The sequence below is a fragment of the Streptomyces mexicanus genome (genome assembly GCF_902506575.1).
Lineage (GTDB): Bacteria > Actinomycetota > Actinomycetes > Streptomycetales > Streptomycetaceae > Streptomyces > Streptomyces mexicanus.
Genome location: NZ_LR732544.1, coordinates 5,945,654 through 5,968,415, shown reverse-complemented (window position 1 = coordinate 5,968,415; position 22,762 = coordinate 5,945,654). Strand labels below are relative to the sequence as shown.

The following is a 22,762-nucleotide window of genomic DNA, read 5'->3' as shown; positions in this document are numbered from 1 at the left end:
GGGCCGCGGGCCACGGGGCGGCACCGGGGGGGGGGCCCGCTGCGGCTGCGGTCCAGGAAGAACCATCCGCATCCCGGGCCCTCGCAGCGCCTGATCCGCTGCACGAGCGGACCGGCGAGGAGTTCGTCGGCCTGCAGCGCCAGGGCATGGGCGAGACCCTCGCACCCGGTCACCCGCACCTGCCAGCGCAGCGGCAACACCGGCGGCATCTCGGCCTCCTGCCGGGCCATCACGATCGACCGGCGCAGGATCTCCCACGGACCGGCCGGCAGCGGGCTGCGATCGGCCAACGCGTCCAGCACCTCCCAGAGGGCACTCCGCAAAGTCTCCAGCCCGGCGAGATCGCAGGAGGTGCGGGACGGATCATTCCGCTCCTCGCCGTCGGCCCGCTCGGCCCCCTCGGCCCGTTCGCTCTGCTCGCCGCTGCCGTTCCGCTCGTCCGGCACGGTGGGGTGCGGCAGCGCCGTGGCCTCCCCGGCGGACAACAGCCCGACGCGGCCGGCCCAGCGGATCCACGCCTCGACGCCCTCCACGCGGGCGACACGGCGGTGAGGGTCCGTGCGCCACGCGACGGGGTTGGCGAAGTCGAGGACGGGGTGTCCGCCGACAAGGGCCACCTCGGCATGCGTGGGACGCGCCGCGGGTTCCCTGCCGCTCGCGTCCTGGGCTCTGTTCACCTGCACCAGCCTAACCAACCCCTACCTAATGGCCATGGGCGCGTATGCCTGTTAGGTTGTGGCCATGTTCCAGCAAGTTTCCCCGCACAAAGGCGCGTTACCCCGACAAGGGCTGCGCGCGGGACTGCGCGTCGGGTTCACCCTCGGGACGGCTTCGTTCCTGCTGGCGGTGAGCTTCGGGGCGATCACGCGGTCCCAAGGGTGGGCCGCGGCCGGCGCCGTCCTCTGCTCGATGGCCGTCTTCTCCGCTTCGGCGCAGTTCGCGCTCGTTTCGACGCTCGGCGCGGGAGGCGGGGTGGCCTCGGCCGTCGTCGCCGCCGCCCTCGTCAACGCGCGTTTCCTGCCCATGGGTGTGGCGGCCTCCGGTTCCCTGCGGGGAGGGCGGTTGCGTCGGGCCGCGGAGGCCCCGGCGGTGGTGGACGGCTCGTGGGCCGCCGCGCCCCTGGGCGGCGGTCGCTTCGACCGGCGGGTGCTCTTCGCTGCCAGCGTCGTCCAATGGGGTCTGTGGGGCGCGGGCACGGCGCTAGGCGGGGGGCTGGCGCCCCGTCCTCATCTGCTGACCTCTCTCGGCCTGGGCGGGGGGGCGCCCGCCATGTTCCTGTTCCTCCTTCTCGACGCTCCCGGCGCCGGCCGTCTGTACTGGACGACCGCGATGCTGGGCGGAGTCATCGCCGCGGGACTGTCCTTCCTCCTCCCCGCCGGGCCGGCGCTGATCGGCGCTGCCTGCGCCTCCCTGCTGGCCTTGGCGCGCCCCCTGCCGAAGGAGGACCGGGACGGTCCGTGCCGGCCACAGGCGAACGATCAGCCCGGAACGGAGCCCATACAGTGACCCCCTGGCCGGCCATCGCAGCCGTCGCCGTGCTCAGCTTCGCCCTCAAGGCCGCCGGCCCGACGGCGCTCGGCGAGCGCGAACTGTCCCCTCGCACTCGGGCGGTGATCACACTCATGGCCCCCGCCCTGCTGGCAGGACTCGTCACGACCGGCGTCGCCGGCGACAGATGGCGCACGGTGGACCCCGCCCTCCTGGTGGCCCTGACGGCCGTCCCACTCCTCCGCCGATGCCGACTGCCCATGCCGGCCGTCCTTGTCGCCGTGGCCCTCCTGGCCACCGCCGTACGCGGACTGACAACCTGACCACTCGACAGGCCGACCACCCATCCGGCAAGGCCGACCGTAAGTAAGCGGTCGGCGCGATCACCGAGCCGCTGCGCGCACCGGGCCGAACCGTCACCCTGCCCGTACGCGACGCCCTCGCCCAGCTCCCGGTGTGCGCGGAGGACCGTACCGGCTGCGGCACTTCCTGGCCCGTGCGGACGAGATCCTCGGCTTCGTGAAGAAGCACGACATCCCGGTGGGGGAGAAGGACCGGTGGCTGACCGTCGTCCCGCCCGACGAGCCCGGCGGGACCGAACTCCTCCTGGAGCCCCTGGGCCACCCGGCCGCCAAGACCTACCGCGACGCACTCGTCAAGGACGGCATCCCGCTCGCCCAGTTCGCCGTCGACGACGTGCAGGCCGAGTACGAGCGTCTGCGCGGCCTCGTCCGTTTCACTCAGGAGCCCCTGGAGGGCTCCGTCACCACCGCCGTCTTCGACGACACCTGCGGCAACCCGATCCGGATCGCAGCACAGCCGCAGTAGGAGCTCGGCCGCGCGCGGGGGCTCGGCGACCTGATCCGGAACTAGCTGCCGTGTCAAGAGCGGCTGTGAGCCCTTACGGCTATGACGCCGCGCCGGTGAGGGCGAGGAATTCGCTGCGGGAGCGGGCGTCGGAGCGCAGCAGGCCGAGCAGGGTGGAGGTCATGGTGCTGGAGCCGGTGGCCTGGACGCCGCGCAGGGTCATGCAGGAGTGCTCGGCCTCGATGACCACGCCGACGCCTTTGGGTTCCAAATGGGTCTGCAGCCAGTCGGCGACCTGTTTGGTCAGGCGTTCTTGGACCTGTGGCCGACAGGCGAAGTGCTCCACGATGCGGGCCAGTTTGGACAGGCCCAGGATCCGGGCGCCGGGCAGGTAGCCGACGTGGGCGGTCCCGACGAACGGCAGCAGATGGTGTTCGCACACCGAGCGGACGGGGATGCGGCGGGCCAGGACCAGTTCGTCGTAGCCCTCGTCGTTGGGGAAGGTCGTCAGGTCGAAGGGGCGCGGGCTGAACAGTTCGGCATAAGCCCGGGCCATGCGGCCGGGTGTACCGCGCAGGCTTTCGGAGTCGGTGAAGATGCCGAGTGCGGTGAGGAACTGGCCGGCCGCGGCCTCCGCGGCGGCCAGGTCGATCGTGCCGGGCTCGTGGACGACCCGCAGGGCGGGCCGTGCGGGCACCCTTTCTCCTTCCTCTTGTTCTTCTGCCTCTTGCTCGTGGTGCAGGTCTATTCGTGCCGTGGTGCGGTGGAGGCGTTCGGTCATGTCAGCTGCCCCCGATGCCCAGGGCGGTGAGGAGGACCAGGAGCAGGGTGACCACCGCGAGCAGGCCGTGTGCCACGACCACCGCGATGGGGAAGTGCCGTTCGGCAGGGACGGTGCCGTGGGCTCCCGGGCCCGTGGCGGCCGATGCCGCCCCGGCCGTGGCACGGTCGCGGTAGACGGGGATCCAGCGGGCCAGCATCACAAAGCCCAGGAGGGCGACCGGCAGCAGCAGACCGAAGGAGGTCCAGGCCAGGGCGTCTTTGTCGGCCACGACGTAGATGATCCACACCACCAGTCCGATCGCGGCCAGGGCGAAGTGGCCGAAGACGGCGGGTGCGGGCAGGCGGCTGGTTCCGGTTTGCTGCTGGCGGATTCCGCCGCGTTGGATCCATGTGCCGAGCATGTAGAAGCCGCCCAGGGCGGTGATCACCCAGGTGATCAGTGCGGCGATGTCCATGGGGAACTCCCGAGTCGTGTGGTGCGAAGGCAGCCGGAGGGGACCGGCAGCCGGGGAGGTGGGGGGCCGGTCACACTGTGGAGCGGGTGTCCCGCGCTGCGTTGGTGGTGTATCCCTCGGCCTGGGTGTTCTCGTCGGCGACGCGGACGCCGTAGCGGTAGGCGAGCTTGCCGCCCAGGGACCCCGAGACGCCCAGGATCACCACGCTGACCGCGGACAGGATGAGCTTGCCGATGCCGACACCGGTGCCGCTGACGGCCTCGCCGTAGCGCCACAGGTAGTTGATGACGTAGGCGGCGGTGACCAGCAGGTTCAGCGTCATGTGGAGCAAGCCTGTGCGAAAGGCCGGGGTGCCGGGCGGAATCGCGAACAGGTCGAGGAATCCCACCGTGGCCGCCAGCAGGGCACCGATGACCCCGACCGCGATCAACCACTGCGAGGACTGGGTCAAGAAGCCCGGCCGGTCAACGACATGGGACGCGATGTCGAACACCAGGCTGGTCACCCAGGCGCCGATCGGCACCGTCACCAGGATCGGATGGAACGGATGCCCGTACGGGCCGGCGAGCGAGGCGCTGACCGGGCGCTTCGCCTGAAGCTGTGACTCACTGGCCATCGCGACCTCCCTAGTTTCACCAACAAATCTTGGTCTTATTGCGAGGGGGCGTCAAGACACCCAGGAGGGAGAGTCGGAAGAACGCTTGTGCCTATCTCGATGGGAGTTACCGTGGTCATGTGGCTTCTGATCCGACTGCACAGGCCGATGCGGCCGACAGCGCTATCGACTCCGTCGGCGTCCTGAGCGAGGACTCGCGGCGACGCATGTTCACCTTCATCCGGCGCGCCGGCCGAGCGGTCACCCGCGACGAGGCCGCGGCCAGCGTGGGCATCTCCCGCAAGCTCGCCGCATTCCACCTCGACAAGCTCGTCGAGGCCGGCCTGCTGCGCTCCCGGTACGAAACACCCGGCGGGATCCGCAAGGTCGGCCGGCGGCCGAAGGTGTACGAGCCCAGCGGCACGCAGATCACGGTGAACATCCCCGACCGGCGCCACGGACTCCTGGCAGACCTTCTCCTGGACGCCGTCCTGACCGAGGGCGCCGGCGAAAACGCCGCACAGGCAGCCGTGCGGACCGCCGAGCAGCGCGGCCGGCAGCTGGGCAAGGCAGCCCGGGAGGAAACCCGCCCAGGTCGCCTGGGCCCCGAGCGCGGGCTGACCGCCTGCGAGCACCTGCTGGACCGGTACGGCTACGAACCCGTCCGGGAGGCCCCCACCCGGCTCCGGCTGCGCAACTGCCCCTTCCATCCGCTGGCCGCCAAGGCCCCCGACCTCGTATGCGGCATGAACCAGGCCTTCATCTCCGGCTGCCTCGACGGCCTCCAGGTAAGCGGAGTCCAGGCTGTCCTGGCCCCCGAACCGGGGGAATGCTGCGTCCGTCTGGGCCCCAGCGAAGGCAACGGTGAGGACCGGACGGCGCCGGACAGCTGATCGGACGCTGCCCTGTCCTGGCAGCGATGCAGGCACGGGTGCGGGGTCGTCCGGCGCCACGGTTTCCATCAGCAGCTGGGCGCTTGCGGGACGGCCTGTCACTGAGGACCGCCACGGCCCCGCTCAGACGGTCTTGACGATGGTGCCGCCGCCTTCGAGGACGGCGACCTCGTCGGCGGGTGCGGTGGCGTCGGTCACGAGTGTGTGGATGAGGGTGGAGGGGCCGACGTAGGCGTGGGCGGTGCGGCCGAGTTTGCTGCCGTCCGTGGCGAGGACGACGCGGCGGGAGGAAGCGATGCTCGCCTTCTTCACCGCGGCGGCGTCGAGGGCGTAGGCCGTCCTGCCTTCTGCGGCGCTGAGGCCGCAACAGCCGACGATCGCGGGGTCGAAGCGCCGTGCCGCCAGGGGGGCGAGGGGGAGCGGCCCGGGGAGAGCCCCCTCGGCGGCGCGGGGCCGTCCGCCGGGGACCATCAGTGTGCTCGGTCCCGGGGGATCGCTGAGGACGTGGATGGCCTGCAGCGACAGGGGCATCACCGTGACCGGCCGCCGGCGCAGCAGGCGGGCGACTTCCACGCAGGTGGTGCCGCTGTCCAGCAGGACGGTCTCGCCGTCGGAGACGAGCGAGCACACCTCCGCTGCGATCCGGCGCTTGGCGTCGACGGCCTCGCGGGCGCGGAGCGCGAACGGCGGTTCCTCGCCCCGCAGGAGCAGGGTGCGCGCCCCGCCGCGGACGCGTTCGAGGACGCCTTGCGCGGCCAGTGCGTCGAGGTCGCGTCGGATGGTCATCTCGGAGGTGCCGGTCAGCTCGGCGAGTTCCTGGACCGTGAGGCTGCCAGACTCCCGGACGGCCTGCGCGATCAGCCCGTGACGGTCTGCGGTGCTCATACCGTGATTGAACACCACTCCGGAACAAACATTCAATCTGTTCATTCGGAGGTGTTTCGAACGCCTTGAATGTTCGTTACGGTGATCAGCATGGAACGCCCGGTCCGGTCCGTCCCGCCCGTGTGGCCGCCTTCGTGCACTGCTCCTCAGGGCGTGGCGGCTCCGCCCCTGCCGGCGTGCGGCACCGGCATTCCGTCCATGCCTACGCCCGTGGACACGCTCGGGCCGGAAGGGTCACCACCGACAGAAAGGGCCCCGATGCCCCACGCAGACCGCGCCCCCGACCGCAGCCAGGTCGGTGTCATGCTCCCCCGCGACCTGCCCGCGCGGGACGTGCTGTCCTACGCCCGGCGAGCCGAAGAGCTGGGCTTCGACCAGCTCTGGGTCGTGGAGGACCTCGGCTTCCGCGGCGGACTGGCGCAGGCCGGCCCCGTCCTCGCCAGCACCACCCGTATGAGCGTCGGCATCGGCATCCTGCCCGCCGGCGCCCGCAACGTGTGCTTCGCCGCCATGGAACTGGCCACCCTCGCCCAGCTCTACCCCGGCCGGCTGATGGCCGGCATCGGCCACGGCATGCCCGACTGGATGCGTCAGGCCGGCGCCTGGCCCTCCAGCCCGCTGACCTTGCTCAAGGAGTACACGACCGCGCTGCGCCTGCTCCTGCGCGGCGAGCCCGGTCCGGCAGACGGCCGGTACGTGCACTGCGAAGGTGTCGTCCTCACCGAGACCCCCGACATCGTCCCGCCCGTCATCCTCGGCGTGCGCGGCCCGAAATCGCAGGCAGCCGCGGGTGAAGTGGCCGACGGGCTTCTCCTGGCCGAGCCCGCGGCCCCCGCCTACATCACCTCCTCACTCCGGAATCTGGGCAGTGTCGCCGCCGCGAACGGCCCGGAAGTCGTCACCTACGACGTCGCCGCCGTGGACGACGACGAGGATGCCGCACTCGCCCGCGTCCGTGACGGCCTCACAGCGGTCGGCGAGCCCGGCTGGGCCGCGCACATCGACCCTCTGCCGTTCGCCACCGAGCTGCGCGAACATCGCGCCGCCTGCGCCGACGCCCGGCAGTTCGCCCAGACCATGCCCGCCGACTGGGTCCGTGATCTGAGCATTGCCGGCAGACCCGACCAGGCACGTGAAGCGATCAAGGCCCGCCACGCAGCAGGCGCGACCAGCGTCGTCCTCACCCCCGCAGGCCCCGATGCCCCGGCGGCTCTCGAATCCCTCGCCCGCGCCCTCGATCCCCGCCCCTGACCGAAACGGACCGGGAGGCGGAGGGACTACCTCACCATGTCCACCCACAGGCGCGCCGTGTTGTTCGACTTGTTCGATCTTCGGGGCGGCGGGCGCGCGCGGCCCCGGTCCGGGTGCTGTCCGACTGCAACAGCGGGAGTGTCACCAGCAGCGACGTAGTGCGCTCGCCGGGTTCTACGCACGAGCAACAGCGCACCGGCGCCGTGGCCACCGAGGACGTCGCCGCACTCAGGACGACGGGTGCTCCCCTCCCGATCGACGGCGCCGGCGTGTCACAGCTCCCGGCGCATGCAGGTCCGCGGCCACCGGTCCAGCCCGTGGGCCGCCTCGCGCTCGCGGATCTCGCGCAGACCGGGAGTGAGCCTGCTGTCGTCCATGAGCTGGAAACCGCAGCGGGCGTAGTAGGGAGCGTTCCACGGGACCTGGGTGAACGTGGTGAGGGTCAAGGCGGACGCGCCCTCGCTCGGGGCGTGGGCCGCCAGATGGTCCAGCAGCAGCCGGCCGAGGCCGCGCCGCGCGCTGCCCGGGTGCACCGAGACCTGCTCGACGTGGAGGTTGCCGTCGACGCGGTCGGCGATCAGGTAGGCCACCGGGGTGTCGGCGTCGTCCGCCACGACCCAGGCCAGCCCGGCGCGGTGGTAGCGGGCGAGTTCGCCGAGGGGGAGCGGCTCGTCCTCCGCGATCTCCGGCATGCCGATGTCTAGGAAGCGCTGCCCGGCGGCCCTCTCGATGTCCTGCAGGACGGGTAGTTCGTCCAGGCGCACGGCTCGTACATGCATGCACACATCCTCTCCGACCGCCGGACGGCGCCACCGATCGGGGGCCTGCCGCGGCGAGCGCGCGCCGCCGGCGGCGGGCTGCGGTTGCCGGGCCGGTGGTCGCTGGTCCTGCGGTGGACGTGGTGGACGTGGTGGACGTGGTGGACCGGTCCGGCTACCCCGCCTGGTGGTGGTCATGTTCAAGCAGTCGGAGCGCGAGGGGGCGCGCGGGGCGTGTGTGTGCGCCCCTGTGCCCCGTGTTGGCCGGTTCTGCGCCAGCGGGGGGCTGTCACCGACGCCAACAATGGGGCACGCGTTCACCGCCACGTTCTTGTCGCGCGAGTCGAAGGGGCAGTGTTGATCCGGGTGCTTTTGGTCCACGATGCGTCGTTGGTGCGGTCGGTCCTCGCTGACTGGCTGCGTCGGGAGGACGACCTGCGTGTCTATGACACTTCATGGCGGGCCGCGCCGGGCCGGGTCGCCTCGGTACGGCCTGATGTGTGTGCGGTGGACCTGGCCTCCTCCGGCACGCCCGGTGTCCCGTTGCTCGGAGAGCTGTGCCGGTGCACTACCGGCACAGGGCAACCGCGGTTGCTGGTGCTGGCGGACGCGCACCGGCCGGGGCTGCTGCGAAAAGCCCGGGAGGCGGGGGCGCCCGGTTACGTCGGCAAGGAGGGCGCGCCGGGGTGTCTGGTGGAGGGGATCCGCCGTGTCGCCGAGGGGGAACGTTTCGTCGACGCCTCTCTGGGGTCCGGTTTTCTGGAGGCTGCGGAGATGCCGCTGACCCGGCGGGAGCTGAGCGTGTTATCCCTGGCCGCCGGGGGCGCTTCCGTCGCGGAGATCGCCGGGAGCCTGCACCTGTCCCACGGGACGGTGCGCAACTACATGGCGGCCATCACCCGGAAGACCGGTGCCCGTAACCGCGTCGACGCCATCCGGATATCGCAGGGCCGGGGCTGGGTCTGAGGGCGTGGACCAGTGGCCCACCAGGTCGCGGTACAGCGGTGAGCGGGCCGGCAGCTCGTCGTGTGTGCCGTAGGCCGTGCGGGGGCCGTCGAGCACCAGCACATGACCGGCCCGGCGGGCCGAGCTGATGCGGTGGGCGACGACGATCAGGGTCCGGCCCGCCCGTTCGGCGAAGGCCTGTTCGGCCCGCTCCTCGGCCGCGGGATCCAGATGGCAGGTCGCCTCGTCCAGCAGGACGAGCGGTGCGCGGGACAGGTGGGCCCGGGCCAGTGCGATCAGCTGGCGTTCGCCCGCGGACAGCGCCGCTGGATCCACCGGCGCGTCCGGACCGCCGAGCCGTTCCAACAGCGGCGTGAGCCCGACCGCGTCGGCGGAGGCGAGCAGTTCGGGCTCGGGGACGGGATCCGGTCGCAGCAGGGCGAGGTTCTCGGCGAGGGTGGCGCTGGTGACGTACGCCTCCTGCGGGAGCAGTACGCGCAGGGCGGCCGCCCGCGCCGACGGCACGGGTTCGCCGTAGACCCGGATGACCCCGCGCCCGGGCTCCAGCAGGCCCGCGACGAGCGCGGTGAGCGTCGACTTCCCGGCACCGCTGGGGCCCACGACGGCCACGTGGGCACCGGACGGCAGCACGAGGTCGAGGTCGTCGATCACGGGGGCCGCCGCGGGGCCGTAGGAGAAGGTGACGCCCCACAGGCGCAGCGCCGGTGCGCCGGGCGCCGGGGTCGACCGGGGCGGCGGATCCGGGCGCGGGCCGGCGGTCTCGGGAGAGTCCGCCGGGGTCGGCGGGGTTGCTGGAACTGGTCGGAGACCGGCCGCTCGGGGCAGGCCCGCCGGGGTGGGCAAGGCTGCCGGATCCGGCCGGGGACCGGCCGCCTCGGGGGAACGGGGCGTGCGTGTCCCGGCGTTTCCCGCCGCGCCCGGCGGCGACCCCGCCTGGCTCTCCTCCGGCAGGAGCCTGCGCAGGACAACGGTCAGGCGTGCTCCGCTCGTGCCGAGGCCGTGGATGAGTGCGCGCAGTGCGGGGAGCAGTGACTGGGCGATGTAGGCGAGTGCGCCGAGCAGGGCGCCGGGGGTGACTCCCTGGGTGAGCAACCAGGGCGTTGTTGCGGCCAGCAGGACGGCCGGGAGGTGACCGCCGACCGCGAGGGCGGCGGTCCGCAGGACGGAGAAACGGGCCAGGGAGCGCGCTGCCCGCAGTTCCGCGTCGATGTCCTGCCCGACGTCCGCGGCGATCCGTTCCTCCGCGCCCGATGCGGTGATGTCCCGCAGTCCCGGGCACAGGGCGCCCAGGCGGGCGGCGAGTGCTTCGTCGGCGGTGAGGTAGGCCGCCTGGCGGCGGGCCAGTGGCCGCAGCGTCACCGCGAACAGGGCCACCCCGGCGGCCAGCGGCAGGCCGACGACGGGGAGCAGGGGCGGCGCGAGGGACAGCAGGCCGGCGAGCGCGCCGACGGCTGTGAACACGAACGACCGCGCCACCATCACCAGTCCGGCGAAGGTGTCCCGTGCGATCTCCACCTGCTGGGTCAGTCCGGACAGCGCGCCGTCGTCGGCCTCGCGCACCCCGCGCGTCACCACATGGGTCACCAGACGGTCCCGCAACGGCTCCACCAGTGCGGCGACGGCGCCGTACACCCGCCCGGTGCCGTAGGCGCCGGCCAGCACGCCGACTGCGGCCACCGCCAGCCAGGCCAGGCCGGTCCCCGCCCGGCCGGCCAGGAACCCGTCGTCCAGGGCGCGCGCGAGGGCGTACCCGAGGAGGAAGGTCTGTCCCGTCTCCAGCACCGACCAGGCGGCCAGCCGCAGCAGCACCGGCCACCGCCGGCGCAGGAACCGCAACCCCCGTACGTAGGGACCGGCGGCCGAGGGGAGAGCTGTCACTGCCGTGTCCCTTCCCCGTCGGCGAAGACCGCTCGGTGGCCGGGGTCCTGCCAGAGTTCGGCGTGGCGGCCCACCGCGCGGATGCGTCCGCCGTCCAGCCATGCGACGGCGTCGGCGCGGGCGGCCGTGGCGGCGCGGTGGGCGACCAGCAGGCGCGTGCCGTGCGCGCGCGGGGCGGTCAGAGCCTGGGTGACGCGGTGCTCGGTGACCGTGTCGAGGCTGGACAGCGCGTCGTCCAGGACGAGGAGGCGCCCGCCTTGGGCGAAGGCCCGGGCGAGGCCGAGGCGCTGCGCCTCGCCACCGGAGCGCGGGGCAGCGGCGCAGACGGTGGCGTACCCGGCGGGCAGGCGGCGTACGAAGTCGTCGGCGTGCGCGGCGCGGGCCGCGGCCCGGATCCGGTCGGGGCAGGGCCGCGGCAGGCCGAGGGCGAGGGCGTCCTGCACGGTGGTGCCCAGCAGGACCGGCCGGTCGAAGGCGCAGGCCACCGCTGCCCGCAGCTCCGTGCGGGACAACTCGCGCAGGGGCACCCCGTCCAGCAGGACCTCGCCGGTGTCCGGATCGGCGAGGTAGGCGGCGAGCGAGGCCAGCAGCGACTTGCCCGCTCCCGAGCGGGCGACGACGGCGAGCGTGGTCCCGCCCGGCACGACGAGATCCACCCCGTCCAGCCCCGTGCGCCCGCCGCGGCGCGCGCTCACCCCGCGCAGCTCCAGCCGGCCCGGGCCGCCTTCGGGCAGCCGGCGTGCGCCGTGCCGCGGCGCGGGCACGGCGTGCAGTTCGCCCAGCCGTACGGCCGCGGCCCGGGCCCGGGCGAGGGAGGTGAGCTGCCCGACGAGCGCGCCGATGCCGGTGGCGAGCACCGCGTACCGGGACGCCGCGAGCAGGTCGCCGGCCGTCAGCCGGTGCCGCGCCAGCAGCAGGCCCGCGACCGCCACCACCGCCAGCTGCAGCAGGGGAGCGATCGCGACCGCCTGCGCGGCGGCCCGGCCCTGCACCCGCCACATGCGGTGCCCGGCGCGGGACAACTCGGGCAGGGGCCGCAGGATGCGGGCGGTCTCCCGCTCCTGGAGCCCGGCCGCGCGGATGGTGCGCCGACCGGCGATCGCCTCGGTCAGCGCCGCCGCCATCCGCCCCTGCACCCGCTGGTAGTCGGTGACGCAGGCGGAGGTGTTCCGGGCCAGCGCGCGCAGCAGCAGCACGAGCGGGGGCGCCCCGGCGAGCAGGACGAGCGCCAGCCAGGGGTCGATCACGGCCAGCGCGACGACGGCCCCGAGCGGCCCGACGACCGCGGCGGGCAGCCCGGCTCGTGCGGCGGGGGCCGTGCCGGCCGCCGCGGCGTTGCCGACCAGCCGGGCGACCAGCTCGCCCGCCGGGAATCGGTCCTGCGCCCGGGGGCCGAGTGCGAGCACATGCCGGGTCGTACGGCGGCGCAGCCAGGCGGTGGCGCGGGCGTCGACCGTGCCGTGGAGCACGGTCTGGGCCGCGTCGAGCACGGCCGTCAGCACGACCAGCCCGGCGCAGGCCGACACCCAGCGCGTCGCCGGCTGGCGTGCTAGCAGCAGGTCCAGCGCGCGGCCCAGGGCGGCGGGCAGCAGCAGCCCGGTACCGGCCGCCGCGACGCCCGCCACCGCCAGGGCGGTGCGGCGCGCCGCGCTGTGCCGGCCGGCGGTGCGCAGCAGCACCCGGCTCTCGCCGGTCGCCGTGTCGCCTCGCTGGTGCGGATCTGCCATGGGTGCCTGCTCCCGGGGTGCGCCGAGGTGGGAAGCTCTGATGCCCGCAGCTGTGTTGTGGCATAGGGCTCTGGTGTTCCGGGGACGTCGACCCCTCATGGCTCGACGCCCCGCGGCTCCACTGTTCGTGGCTCCGCGTCTCCGTGGCGCTGCGCTAGGTGTGGCCCCACGGCTCCGGATCCCCACGGCTCCGGATCCCCGGATCCCCGGGACTCCGGGACCGTCTCCGGAACTCCGGAACTCCGGAGATGGGTGAGGCCCCGGGCGGCCCTTGTGGGAGCGGCCGCCCGAAGCCGTAGTCACGCCGCGTGCGTCACAGACAGAGCAGGACGCTCGCCGCGCTGATGCACGACAGCAGGCTCACCGTGCTGGCGCCGCCGCCGTCGTGCTGCTCCTCGGACTCCAGCGTCTGCAGGTCGAGCAGGGCCATGATCGTGTGCTTTCGTCATGGGGACAGGGGTGGTGCTACGGCCGCGGGAGGCGGCCGCGTCTCAGGGCCGCGTGAGCGGCGGAAGGAACGGCAGGTGGGCCGGGCCGGGGCCGTCGAGGGCCGCGCCGAGCGCCAGCAGACAGCCTGCCGTTCCGGTGGCGAGGTCCATGGAGAGCCGCATCATCTGATGGCCGGGGAAGGCGAGTTGGCCCTGGTAGGCCATCGCATACCAGCCGAGCCCGGCGATCTGGTCGGCCAGATGCTCCGTCGGCGCCCCGGTGCGGCTCAGGTGCAGGATCATTCCGGCGCGGCCCTGGAACAGTCCGGGCTGCGCGTAGAAGCGGGAGGTCGCGGCGGTCACCACGCCGGCCCGGACCGGGGCGAACTCCTCGGCGGTGTCAGGGACATGGGCGAGGTAGTCGTCCAGGACCATGCCGATCCCGGCGCTGCCGTCACCGACGTACGGCAGTGTCCGCCAGCCCTCGTCGACCTCCAGAGAGCCGCCGGGCCGTATCAGGCAGCGCTCCAGGTCCCGGCGCAGCGCCGCACCGGCCGCCTCGAGCAACTCCCGTTGCCCGGTGCGTTCGTACTGCCGCAGCAGGAACAGCGCCACTCCGCTCGCGCCCCGCAGCAGCCCGGCCCGGCGCTTGGCCGCGGGCGGTTCGCCGAGGCGGCTCACCAGGATCCGCGCGGCCTGTGCGGCCGCCTCGCCCAGTTCACTCTCGCCGGTGGCGTCCGCGAGCGCACCGAGGACCAGGCCGAGGCCGGCCAGGCCGCCGTGCAGGTCGGACGACAGGTGCTGCCAGCGCTCGCGCAGGATGCCGTCGACCAGGTCCAGGGCGCGCTGCCGGTGGCCCAGCAGCTCCAGCACATGGGCGACGCCCGCCAGACCGTCGTACAAGCCGAGCGGGGTGCCGGCCGGCGCCGGGTCGGTGTGGCGCAGCAGCCAGCGCTCGCCCTCGTCGTAGCGTTCGGCGCCGGACGCGGCCAGCGCGTAGAGCACGCCGGCCGCCCCGTGGGCCAGACCGAGACCGCCACCGTCGGAGAACTGTGCGATGTCGCCCGGAAAGAGCCGGTCGTCGCGTTCCGGGGTCGCCGAGGCGAGGATCGCCTTGACCATCGAGTCGCGGCTGTGGGGCCAGTCGGCGGGGTCCACGAGCGGGACGGACCGGGCCGGCCGGCCGGTGGTGCCCCGGGTGATCTCGGCGACCGCCTCCGCGAGGAACTCCCTGGGCACCGCCGGGAACTGCGCGGCTATCACCTCGGCAAGGTGGGCCGCCTTGCCCCGGTCCACCACGAAGAGCGTGGTCACCGGGAGGAAGAGGGCCAGCCGCAGACAGGCCAGCGCGTACCGGTCCACCTCGACGCCCCGCCGGTCCGGCGGCGCGAAGAAGCCGGGGTGGGCGACGACCTGGCGGCCGTGTTCCTCGGCCGGGGCGGCCGCCTCGAAGTCGATCAGGCACACCGACTCCTCGTCGGGCGCCACCATGATGTTGAACACGTGCAGGTCGTTGAAGACGATCCCGCGCGCGTGCACCTTCTCCACCGCCTCCTCCACGGCCCGGTGGATGCGTACGGCCCACGCCGTATAGGCGGCGACCTCGTCCGGGTCCGGGTCCGGCACGAGCAGCGGATGCCGTTCGGCGAAGAACGCGTTCAGCGGGCGCCCCTCGACGAAGTCCGTCACCAGGAACCGGTGGTCGCCCAGCGTGAACCAGTCCCGCACCTCCGGAACCACCCCGGTGCCGGACAGGCGCTCGAGCGCCTCCTTCTCCCGCTCCAGCCGCGCGATCGCGTCGGCCCCGTCGGAGGCCAGCCCCGCGTGCGGCCGCCCCTCCTTCAGGACCACCTTGCGACCGTCCCGGGTGTCGGTGCCCGCGTACACCCCGCCACCGTTGGAGAAGTGCAGCGCCTTGTCGATGCGGTACGGCAGCTCGCCCACCGTCGTGGTGTTGCGCGCCGCCAGATGCGGCTGGAGGAACTCCGGCAGCGTCACCCACTCGGGCACCTGGAAGGAGGGCGAGCGCCGGTCCGGCACCAGCCGGCCCTCCCCGTCGCGCACCGCCGGCACCAGCGCGCCGCGCTCGTCGACGACGTACGTGCGGGCGAAAGCGCCGTAGCGGACGTACAGCGGGCCCTCGCCCCAGCGCAGGTCGGTCAGGATGTACGGACCCTCGAACCCGTCCAGCAGGGCGCCCAGCTCCCGCAGCACCGTGTGCAGTTGCCCCTCGCCGTCCGGGTAGACGGTTACGAACTTGCCGCTGGTGTCGCGCCCGGCGTACTTGGCGTTGCGCAGGTGCAGCAGGTGCGGGCCGGGAACGAACTTGAAGGGGATGCGGCGCGGCACGCAGTAGTCCCACACGATCGCCGCGATCCTCTCGGCATTCGCCCGGGTGGCCGAGGCGTGGATCTTCCAGCCCTGGGCCGGCCCGGCGTGCGGCCGGCCGTCCGCGGCGAGCGGGGTCAGCGTCAGCCAGTCGCCGACACGCGCCGCGCTCCAGCCCGCGGGCACCTCCCGCCGCGCCGCCTCGAACAGTGGCGCGGCCTGTTCACCCCCGTCCGACAGCCGGTCCGGCGTGTCGTAGAAGTGACGGTCCGCCAGGGCGTACACCTCGTACCGCTTGTCCATGCGTCCCCCTGTCGCTCTCCGCCCCAGAGACTTCCAGCGAGCATGCGGCCACCGACAGTCACGCCTGTCATGAAGTCACCGTGCGGAACTCACGCGTCAACAGATGTTCGGCCCCCTTTTCGAACGCACTGGCCCGCGGCGGCCCGCAGCGGTCTGACGTGAGTCGGATGTGCGTGGGAACGGGGCGCCGCCTGCTGCCCCGGTCGGCCCGAGGCGGCTCAGCAGTCGTCTTCGGCGTCCGGTCCGTGACCACGAAAGGGCGTTCTTCGGCGACCCTGCGGCCGAGCTGGTGTCTCTGGAGCTCGGCGGCGCCGCGGGCGAGGGAAGCGAGGTGGTCACCGGCTACCGCGAAGCGGGCGGCGAGCTGGAATTCACCCCAGGCCGGGCCCACCGGCTCGCGCTCTACCGCGTCTACCTGGGCCTCATCCTGGTCATCGAGAGCGAACCCCGGGGCTTTCGGACGTCCGATCCCGAGCACTACGCATGGAGCCGTGCGCACCTGGCCACCCATCTGGATGCCCTACGGCAGCACTGCGCCGCGTGATCACACGGAACAACGCTGCCCGGACCAGCGGTGCGACATTTCTGTTGCTGCCCGGACCGAGCCCGGAGCCAGCGACACGGATGACCGCACGGCCGCGGGGACTCCATCAGCTCGACGTCCAGCTCCCACAGCCGGCACACCGAACACCGCCCGCCGCGGACCCCGCACGCGCTGGTCGCCCACAGCCGAGTGGCAGCAGTACCCGGGCAGGGCCGTCGCCGCGGACGTCAGGAGGAAGCGTCATCCTGCGGACGGCAGACTGCCGGATGCCCGGACGAACTCCGGCGCACCGAGGCACCCGGCGCCTGCGCCGGGCCGTTGCCGGGTGCCGGGTGCCGGGTGCCGGGTGCCCTTGGTGTGCCGGCGGCAGTACGCACCGAGGCTCCTGACCGCCCTCGGCGGCCAGGAGCCTCGGGCATGGGTCATGCCGTCGGAAGGAGGGGACCGGAGGATTCCGGCTCCGCAGGGCCATCGCTGTCGGACTGGAGTCGCAGTTCGGGTGCGGGGCGGCGGAAGCCCTTGGTGATCACTGCGAGCCAGACGATGCCGATGACCAGCCAGCCGAGGCCGAGTCTGACAGCGGTGCCGCCGAGTTGGGTGATCAGGTAGACGTCGACCGCGGCACCGGCGGCGGGTAGGAGAAGGTACCGCACGGGCGAGTGGCGGGTTCCGGAGCGCCACTGCCGCACGGCATAGGCGATCACGCAGACGTTGACGAGCGTGAAGCCGAGGAACGCGCCGAAGTTGATGAAGGAGGTGGCGTCGGCGAGGGAGAGAGTCATGGCCAGCAGGCCGACGGCGCCGATGATCAGCACATTGACGATCGGGGTGAGCAGCTTGCGGTGCAGGCGCCCGAAGATCTGCCGGGGCAGGGCGCCGTCGCGGCCCATGACGAACATCAAGCGGCTGGTGCTGGCCTGGATGGCGACGCAGGAGGCGAACCCGCCGAGCATACTGACGATGTTGGCGACGTCCGCGAAGGTCTTTCCGCCGACGGTGGTGGACAGGAGGTACCCGGCGGAGTCCTCGTCGGGGAAGGAGCCGCCCGGGTGGGCCCACTGCATCAGGAAGGAGATCACGATGAAGATGCCGCCGCCGGTCAGCACGGTCAGGATGATGCTGCGCGGGATGGTGCGCTGCGGGTCGCGCACCTCCTCGCTGAGGGTGCTCACCGCGTCGAAGCCGAGGAAGGCGTAGGCGGCGACGGCGGCGGCAGCGGTGACGGCGGAGATGCTGGTCGCGCTGTTCCAGAAGGCATGGCCGGCCGCGGGGGCGCCGCCGTGGCCGATGCCGTAGTGGACGCAGAGCGCCGCGAGCACGACGAGGACGGCGGTGACGCCGAGCAGCAGCACTCGGTTGATCCGGTCGGCGACCTTGAGGCCGACGACGTTGATGGCGGTGGCGAGAGCGACGTTGATGACCAACCAGGCCCACTCCGGGACGGCCGGGAACTGGGCGTGCAGGTAGATGGCCTGCAGCAGCCACGCGACCATCGGCAGGAAGAGGTAGTCGAGCAGCAGTGCCCAGCCGGCCAGGAAGCCGATGCGGGAGTCGAGCTCCTTGCGGGCGTAGGTGTACACGGACCCGGAGCTCGGGTGGACCTTGGCCATCTTGGCGTAGCTGAGGCCGGTCAGCAGCATGGCGCCGGTGGCGATCATGTAGGCGGTGGGCGCCGCTCCCTTGCTGGTGGCGGCGGTCACGCCGAAGATCGACGTGACGACGGCGGGGGCCATGTAGGCGACGCCGAAGGCGACCACGGAGAGGAGTCCGAGGTTTCCCCGCATGCGGGTGGGCTGATCTGTCACGAAACTCTCTCTTCCCCGAGTGCGCGGCGGGTCCCGGCGCGGTCGCCTGGGAAGGGGGCCGGGGCGGTGGCACCGGCCCATGTGGCAGGGTCGATCCGACCCTGGTAGAGCGGCAGGGCGAGGGGGCGGTCGTCGGGGCGGAACTGCCGCCAGGGCCGGTTGAGCGCTGCGGTGCCGAGGCGGCGGACGTTGGCGGCCTCGTCCAGGTCGATCACGTCGGTGAGGGTGGTGTCGCTGTCGGCCGCGGCCTCGGAGCGTACATTGCCCTGCGGGTCCACGAGCAGGCTGCGGCCGGTGCCGACGGGTGCGGCGCAGTTGACGCTGGCCACGAAGAGCTGGTTGACGATGGCGTTGGCGCGGGCCAGCACGAGTTCCTGGGCCCGGTCGCTGCCGGAGGTCTGCACGAAGTTCAGTACCAGCTCAGCGCCCATCCAGGCCAGATGACGAGTGGTCTCGGGGAACCATGCGTCGTAGCAGATCGACAGTCCCACGCGGCCGATGCCGTCGAGGTCGAAGACGGTGAACTCGGCGCCGGGGAAGACGGTCTCGTAGGGCCGCCACGGGAAGATCTTCCGGTAGGCCGCGACCCGTTCGCCGCGCGGGGAGTAGACGGGGGCGGTGTTGTAGACGCGTCCGTCGGCGTCACGCTCGTAGACGCTGCCCGGGGCGAGCCAGACCCCGAGGTCGCCGGCGAGTTCCGCGAGGGCGCGGTCACGGGGGCCGTCCAGGGGTTCGGCCAGGGCTTCGGGAAGCTGGGCGGGTGCGAGCGCGGCTCCGCCGACCGGGCCGCCCAGGTGCAGCTCGGGGTAGACGACCAGCGGTGCGGCGGGGAGCCCCGCCGTGCGCTTGCGTACGTCGGCGGCCAGGCCGTCCAGGTCGTCGGCGGCGCGCTGGGCCGCCTGGGCCAGCACTAGAGGGAGGGGACGGGACATGGGTCACCAGACCGGGCTCGGGGATTCGTTAAACGAAATTTAGTTAACGAACGGGGGTGGGTCAATGGATTGCCGCAGGTGAGATACGACCGGCATGCAACGGTGTGCGAGCATGTCGTCCATGGCCCGACCCAGAAACCAGGCGGAACGCCGCGCCCAGCTGATCGACGCGACCGCCAGGACCGTGGTGGAGCTCGGGGCCACAGCCACCAAGCTGCGGGACGTCGCCAGGGCCGCCGGCGTCACCCCCGCATCGGTGCTCTACTACTACAGCGACATCCAAGAGCTGTTCGCCGCCGTGTTCGAGCGCAGTGCCGCCACGTACTTCGTCAGCCGTGAGGAGGCCATCGCGGCAGCGGACGGTCCGGTGTCGCGGTTGCGCGCCTGTATCCGCTCCGGCGTGCCCTGGCCCGGAGAAGGCGAGGAGAGCACCCGGCTGCTCTTCGAGCTGTTCCCGGTGGCACTGCGCAACGAGGGGGCCGCCGACCGGCAGCGCGCCTTCGCGAACCAGCAGACCGAGCTCTACCGTCAGGTGCTCGAACTCGGGCAGAAGAGCGGCGATTTCACGCTGGCCGGCGACCCCTGGGCCCTGGGGCGCTCCTTCGTGGCACTGGAGGACGGCTACGCGATGGACCTGCTGGTCGGCAGTGCGACCGCCCAGGACATCGAGGACCGCCTGCTCGACCACGCCCGCATCGTCACGGGCAACCCGGCCTTCGGCTGCGGAGACTGACCGGCCGTCACATCGAGGGGTGCCCTGCGGACAGGCCGGTCCGCCGCCGTTCGGCACACCCCGCGCCCGGCCGGGCCACGGCACTCCACCGCGGTGAGCGGGCTCTGCCTGGCCGCGCGGTCGCGGTGCTCCACCGGGCCGACTGCCGTGGCCGGGACCGGTTCCCGGACCGCACGCCCCGCCGGGCCGGCGCATCAGCGAGTCTTCGGCCGCGGCTGTGTCGGAGAGGTCGGCGAGTATCAGGTGAGGTCCTGCACGGCCTAGTGGGTGGCGGCCAGGGCCTTGTCGAGTCTGTGCGCGGGCAGGTGGTGACCTCGTAGGGGTGGGCGCAGGAATTGCGGGCCCGGCGGGCTTCGTGGAGGCGCTGCTCGGAGACGCGGGTGTGCCGCGCCAGGTACTCGACCGCATACGCGGGGTCGGGCACTGCCGGACGAGCCAGTTTCACCGGTAGATCAGCTCGGTGGATCGTGGGACAAGACCGTGGGGCGGACCACTGGGGCGGGTCTGCGAGGTGCGGACAAGTTCGGGGGAGCGCCCTGGACAACCCGGGAAACGCCCACGCCGCCCGGGTCCGGCGGGGTGGAACGGTGATCCCGGCTTCCGGGCAGGTGGGCGAGCCGCCTCCGGGCCCGCTGCCGTGGGCGTTCTCGGCGACGGCGGCCGGGGCGCCCCGCCCGGCGGGGTGGGCCAGGACGAGCAGGGGCTCACCCCGCCGCTGATGCGTCTTCCTCGCGCTGGAAAGAGGAGGACCCGGCGGTGCGCGATGTGTGCCTCCCCGCGGGCCTGGACGGGTGAGTCGCGCGCCGTCGCCGTGGTGGTGTGGGCGGGCGCCTGGCCACCGAACTGCGTCGGCGCGCTCTGGCGCGGGCCGGTGAGACCCTCTGGCGGGCCACCGAGCCACCGGGCCACCGGGCCATCGGGCCACCGGGGCCACCGGCGTCGCCGAGGTCGGCCGCATCCCGTACAGCAGCGTCGGCAAGGTGTCACTGCCGACGTTGCGCAAGGAGCTGACCGGGTAACGCGACGCCGCCTGACGGACAGAGCGCGTCCTTTCGGAGCCCGCCGAAGGCTTGGCGGGAGCTCCGATTGATTCTGTACCAACTAGTAGGTACAGTCGAGTGTATGAAAACGAAGGACGCACTCGTCGAGGCCGCGGCCGAACTGCTGTGGGAGCGCGGTTACGCGGCGACCAGCCCGGCGATGATCCAGAAGCGCTCCCATGCTGGGCAGGGCAGCATGTACCACCATTTCTCCGGCAAGGCAGAGCTGGCCACCGCCGCCATGCGGCACTCCGCGCAGCAGCTGCAGACCGCAGTCGAGGCAGCGCTCGGCAGCGGCGGCTCGGCGGTGGAACGCATCAGCGCCGACTTGGACATGGAACGCAGCCCGCTCGCCGGCTGCCGCGTCGGCCGGCTCGTCCAGGATCCCGACGTGGTCGCCGACGACGAGCTGCGCGCCCCCGTCGCGGAGTCCTTCGAATGGCTCGAACGACGCATCGCCGACGTGCTCGCCGAGGGCGTGCGCAGCGGGGAACTGCGCCAGGACACCGACGTCGCGGCCACGGCCGCGCTCGTCATCGCCACCGTCCAAGGCGGCTACGTCCTCGCCCGCGCCCAGCAGGACGAGGAGGCATTCCGCCGTGCCGCCAAGGCCGCCAAGGCAGCCCTGGTCGGCCTCACCGTCTGAACGACCCCGCCAGGACCGCACCCCCTTTTGCTCGCCGGCCCCTCCGCACCGCGACCGAAAGAAGGTTCACGCCATGACCGCCGTCCCCGAAACGTCGACGAGCGCGGCGTACCGGAGCACAGGGGTGCCCGCACCCCCGGCCGCGCCGGTGCGCTCCCCGCGCCACACCGCCTTCGCCCTCGCAGCCGTCTGCCTGGGCTTCTTCATGATCCTTCTGGACGGCAGTGCGCTGAACATAGCCCTGCCCGCCATCGAGCGGGACGTCCACGGCTCTATGGCGGCCCTCCAGTGGGTCGTCACCATCTACACCATCCCGCTGGCCAGCGTCCTGCTGACCGCCGGCAGCATCAGCGACCGGTGGGGCGCCCGCCGCCTGTTCGTCTTCTCCCTCGCCGGCTTCACCGCGGCATCCCTGCTGTGCGCGGTCAGCCCGAACCTGAGCGTCCTGGTGGTGGCCCGCTTCCTCCAGGGCATCGCCGCCGGCGGCCTGCTGCCCACCACCCTGACGATCATCGCGCGCACCTACCCCGATCCCATCGAGCGCGCCAAGGCCATCACCGTATGGGGCGCCACCGGCGGGCTGGCCCTGGTCGCCGGCCCGATCGGCGGCGGTGTTCTGACCGAACTGCTGGGCTGGCGCTCGATCTTCCTCATCAACGTGCCCGTCGGCCTGATCACCCTCTACCTGGCCCAGCGCTACGCCGCCGAGACCCTGCGCCGGGCCTCCCGCCCCGACCTGCCCGGCCAGCTGACCGGCATTGCCGCGCTCTCCGCCATCGTCGCCTACCTCATCGAAGGCGGATCGCTGGGCTGGGCCTCGCCGCTCCCGCTCAGCCTGCTGGCCCTCGCGGCGGTCGCCGCAGCCGTGTTCCTCGTCGTCGAGGCCCGCACCTCGCACCCGATGCTGCCGCTGGCCGTCTTCCGCCGCGCCGCGTTTTCCGCGTCCATCATCAATGGCTTCGCCTTCCAGTTCGGTGGCTACGGCATGCAGTTCATGCTCGCCATCTACCTCCAGCAGCAGTGGGGGCTCAGCGCCGGGCGGACCGGCCTCTATTTCCTGCCCTTCTCCGTGGCCTGGGTTTTCGGCACCATCGTCCTCAACCGCCGGCTGGTCCACCGTGGACCACGGTTCCTGCTGTGGACCGGCGCGCTGTCCTCCTTCATCGGCGCCGTCCTGCTCCTGGGCGTCGACGACCAGGGCACCTGGCCGCTGTTCGTCCTCGGTACCGCGCTGGCCGGCCTGGGCTGCGGAGTGTTCTCCCCGAGCCTGAACGCCGCCGCCCTCCTGGCCATCGACCCCGCCTACGCCGGTCTCGGCTCCGGCGTCCTCAACACCGCCCGCCAGGTCGGCATGGCGATGGGCGTGGCATTGCTCGGCTCCCTGATCGGCATGCACGACACGCTGCTCGGCCTGCGGGTGAGTGTCGTGCTGGTGGCGCTGTGCTTCTTCGCCATCATCGGGCTCAGCGTGGCCTACGTACCGCGCAAGGAAACCGCCTGAGCCTTGCCCCCGGCAG

The 22,762-nt window shown here is 72.7% G+C and carries 21 protein-coding genes and 1 pseudogene; 10 read left to right on the top strand and 12 right to left on the bottom strand.

Annotated elements, in window-relative coordinates; translation table 11 throughout:
• A partial coding sequence (locus tag GV126_RS26655; RefSeq protein WP_159671567.1) for an ABATE domain-containing protein occupies nt 1–677 on the bottom strand: 677 nt, incomplete at its 3' end.
• 64 nt (nt 678–741) lie between these two features.
• On the opposite strand from GV126_RS26655, the gene GV126_RS26650 reads away from it, so the two are divergent.
• From GV126_RS26650 to GV126_RS26635, 3 genes are all read left to right on the top strand, one after another.
• Nucleotides 742–1,506: an AzlC family ABC transporter permease gene (locus GV126_RS26650; RefSeq protein WP_159671565.1), complete on the top strand. Its 765-nt coding sequence runs from the start codon at nt 742–744 to the stop codon at nt 1,504–1,506.
• Nucleotides 1,503–1,811: an AzlD domain-containing protein gene (locus tag GV126_RS26645; RefSeq protein WP_159671563.1), complete on the top strand. Its 309-nt coding sequence runs from the start codon at nt 1,503–1,505 to the stop codon at nt 1,809–1,811. Before GV126_RS26650 ends, GV126_RS26645 begins: the two co-directional genes overlap by 4 nt.
• Before the next feature lie 133 nt (nt 1,812–1,944).
• Nucleotides 1,945–2,316 carry a VOC family protein gene (locus tag GV126_RS26635; RefSeq protein WP_159671561.1) on the top strand — a complete coding sequence of 124 codons (372 nt, stop codon included), beginning with the start codon at nt 1,945–1,947 and terminating at the stop codon, nt 2,314–2,316.
• Between the two features lie 79 nt (nt 2,317–2,395).
• Here the strand turns inward: GV126_RS26635 and folE are convergent, their stop codons facing one another.
• From folE to GV126_RS26620, 3 genes are all read right to left on the bottom strand, one after another.
• Nucleotides 2,396–3,076: a GTP cyclohydrolase I FolE gene (folE, locus tag GV126_RS26630; protein ID WP_159671559.1), complete on the bottom strand. Its 681-nt coding sequence runs from the start codon at nt 3,074–3,076 to the stop codon at nt 2,396–2,398.
• Nucleotide 3,077: 1 nt separating this feature from the next.
• Complete coding sequence (locus GV126_RS26625; protein WP_159671557.1) at nt 3,078–3,533, bottom strand: hypothetical protein; 456 nt, start codon at nt 3,531–3,533, stop codon at nt 3,078–3,080.
• Nucleotides 3,534–3,603: 70 nt separating this feature from the next.
• A complete protein-coding gene (locus GV126_RS26620) occupies nt 3,604–4,149 on the bottom strand; it encodes a DUF2231 domain-containing protein (RefSeq protein WP_159671555.1) in 546 nt (181 codons plus the stop codon).
• Between the two features lie 119 nt (nt 4,150–4,268).
• Between GV126_RS26620 and GV126_RS26615 the strand changes: the two genes are divergently transcribed.
• Nucleotides 4,269–5,021 carry a helix-turn-helix transcriptional regulator gene (locus tag GV126_RS26615; RefSeq protein WP_159671553.1) on the top strand — a complete coding sequence of 251 codons (753 nt, stop codon included), beginning with the start codon at nt 4,269–4,271 and terminating at the stop codon, nt 5,019–5,021.
• Nucleotides 5,022–5,144: 123 nt separating this feature from the next.
• Here the strand turns inward: GV126_RS26615 and GV126_RS26610 are convergent, their stop codons facing one another.
• A complete protein-coding gene (locus tag GV126_RS26610; protein ID WP_159671551.1) occupies nt 5,145–5,906 on the bottom strand; it encodes a DeoR/GlpR family DNA-binding transcription regulator in 762 nt (253 codons plus the stop codon).
• Nucleotides 5,907–6,164: 258 nt separating this feature from the next.
• Here GV126_RS26610 and GV126_RS26605 point away from each other — a divergent pair, with 258 nt between their 5' ends.
• A complete protein-coding gene (locus tag GV126_RS26605) occupies nt 6,165–7,157 on the top strand; it encodes an LLM class flavin-dependent oxidoreductase (RefSeq protein WP_159671549.1) in 993 nt (330 codons plus the stop codon).
• A 272-nt stretch (nt 7,158–7,429) separates the two neighbouring features.
• Here GV126_RS26605 and GV126_RS26600 read toward each other — a convergent pair whose 3' ends face one another.
• Complete coding sequence (locus tag GV126_RS26600; protein WP_159671547.1) at nt 7,430–7,936, bottom strand: GNAT family N-acetyltransferase; 507 nt, start codon at nt 7,934–7,936, stop codon at nt 7,430–7,432.
• Between GV126_RS26600 and GV126_RS37355 the strand changes: the two are divergent.
• Nucleotides 7,931–8,797: pseudogene (locus GV126_RS37355) on the top strand (LuxR C-terminal-related transcriptional regulator); the annotation flags it as partial. The gene GV126_RS26600 and the pseudogene GV126_RS37355 sit on opposite strands and share 6 nt — an antisense overlap.
• Here the strand turns inward: GV126_RS37355 and GV126_RS37350 are convergent.
• From GV126_RS37350 to lanKC, 4 genes are all read right to left on the bottom strand, one after another.
• Nucleotides 8,720–10,861, bottom strand: coding sequence for an ATP-binding cassette domain-containing protein (locus GV126_RS37350; RefSeq protein WP_328707350.1), 2,142 nt, complete (start codon nt 10,859–10,861; stop codon nt 8,720–8,722). The pseudogene GV126_RS37355 and the gene GV126_RS37350 sit on opposite strands and share 78 nt — an antisense overlap.
• Nucleotides 10,756–12,486, bottom strand: coding sequence for an ABC transporter transmembrane domain-containing protein (locus GV126_RS26585; protein WP_159671544.1), 1,731 nt, complete (start codon nt 12,484–12,486; stop codon nt 10,756–10,758). The genes GV126_RS37350 and GV126_RS26585 overlap by 106 nt, the downstream gene beginning before the upstream one ends.
• A 313-nt stretch (nt 12,487–12,799) precedes the next feature.
• On the bottom strand, nt 12,800–12,916 hold the full coding sequence (locus tag GV126_RS26580; RefSeq protein WP_159671543.1) for a SapB/AmfS family lanthipeptide: 117 nt from the start codon (nt 12,914–12,916) through the stop codon (nt 12,800–12,802).
• Between the two features lie 61 nt (nt 12,917–12,977).
• A complete protein-coding gene (lanKC, locus tag GV126_RS26575) occupies nt 12,978–15,545 on the bottom strand; it encodes a class III lanthionine synthetase LanKC (RefSeq protein WP_159671541.1) in 2,568 nt (855 codons plus the stop codon).
• Nucleotides 15,546–15,834: 289 nt separating this feature from the next.
• On the opposite strand from lanKC, the gene GV126_RS26570 reads away from it, so the two are divergent.
• Nucleotides 15,835–16,089 (top strand): hypothetical protein, encoded by a 255-nt coding sequence (locus GV126_RS26570; protein WP_185947638.1) that lies wholly within the window; start codon nt 15,835–15,837, stop codon nt 16,087–16,089.
• Nucleotides 16,090–16,511: 422 nt separating this feature from the next.
• On the opposite strand, the gene GV126_RS26565 is transcribed toward GV126_RS26570, so the two are convergent.
• Both GV126_RS26565 and GV126_RS26560 read right to left on the bottom strand, forming a co-directional pair.
• Nucleotides 16,512–17,894, bottom strand: a complete 1,383-nt coding sequence (locus tag GV126_RS26565; protein ID WP_159671540.1) for an APC family permease — start codon at nt 17,892–17,894, stop codon at nt 16,512–16,514.
• Nucleotides 17,891–18,826, bottom strand: coding sequence for a carbon-nitrogen hydrolase family protein (locus tag GV126_RS26560; RefSeq protein ID WP_159671538.1), 936 nt, complete (start codon nt 18,824–18,826; stop codon nt 17,891–17,893). The genes GV126_RS26565 and GV126_RS26560 overlap by 4 nt, the downstream gene beginning before the upstream one ends.
• A 121-nt stretch (nt 18,827–18,947) precedes the next feature.
• On the opposite strand from GV126_RS26560, the gene GV126_RS26555 reads away from it, so the two are divergent.
• The 3 genes from GV126_RS26555 to GV126_RS26545 all read left to right on the top strand — a co-directional run bounded on the left by GV126_RS26555 (nt 18,948) and on the right by GV126_RS26545 (nt 22,746).
• Nucleotides 18,948–19,559, top strand: a complete 612-nt coding sequence (locus GV126_RS26555) for a TetR/AcrR family transcriptional regulator (RefSeq protein WP_159671537.1) — start codon at nt 18,948–18,950, stop codon at nt 19,557–19,559.
• A gap of 1,122 nt (nt 19,560–20,681) precedes the next feature.
• Nucleotides 20,682–21,245 (top strand): TetR/AcrR family transcriptional regulator, encoded by a 564-nt coding sequence (locus tag GV126_RS26550; protein ID WP_159671535.1) that lies wholly within the window; start codon nt 20,682–20,684, stop codon nt 21,243–21,245.
• 73 nt (nt 21,246–21,318) lie between these two features.
• Nucleotides 21,319–22,746, top strand: coding sequence for an MFS transporter (locus GV126_RS26545; protein WP_159671534.1), 1,428 nt, complete (start codon nt 21,319–21,321; stop codon nt 22,744–22,746).
• Nucleotides 22,747–22,762 lie beyond the last annotated feature (16 nt).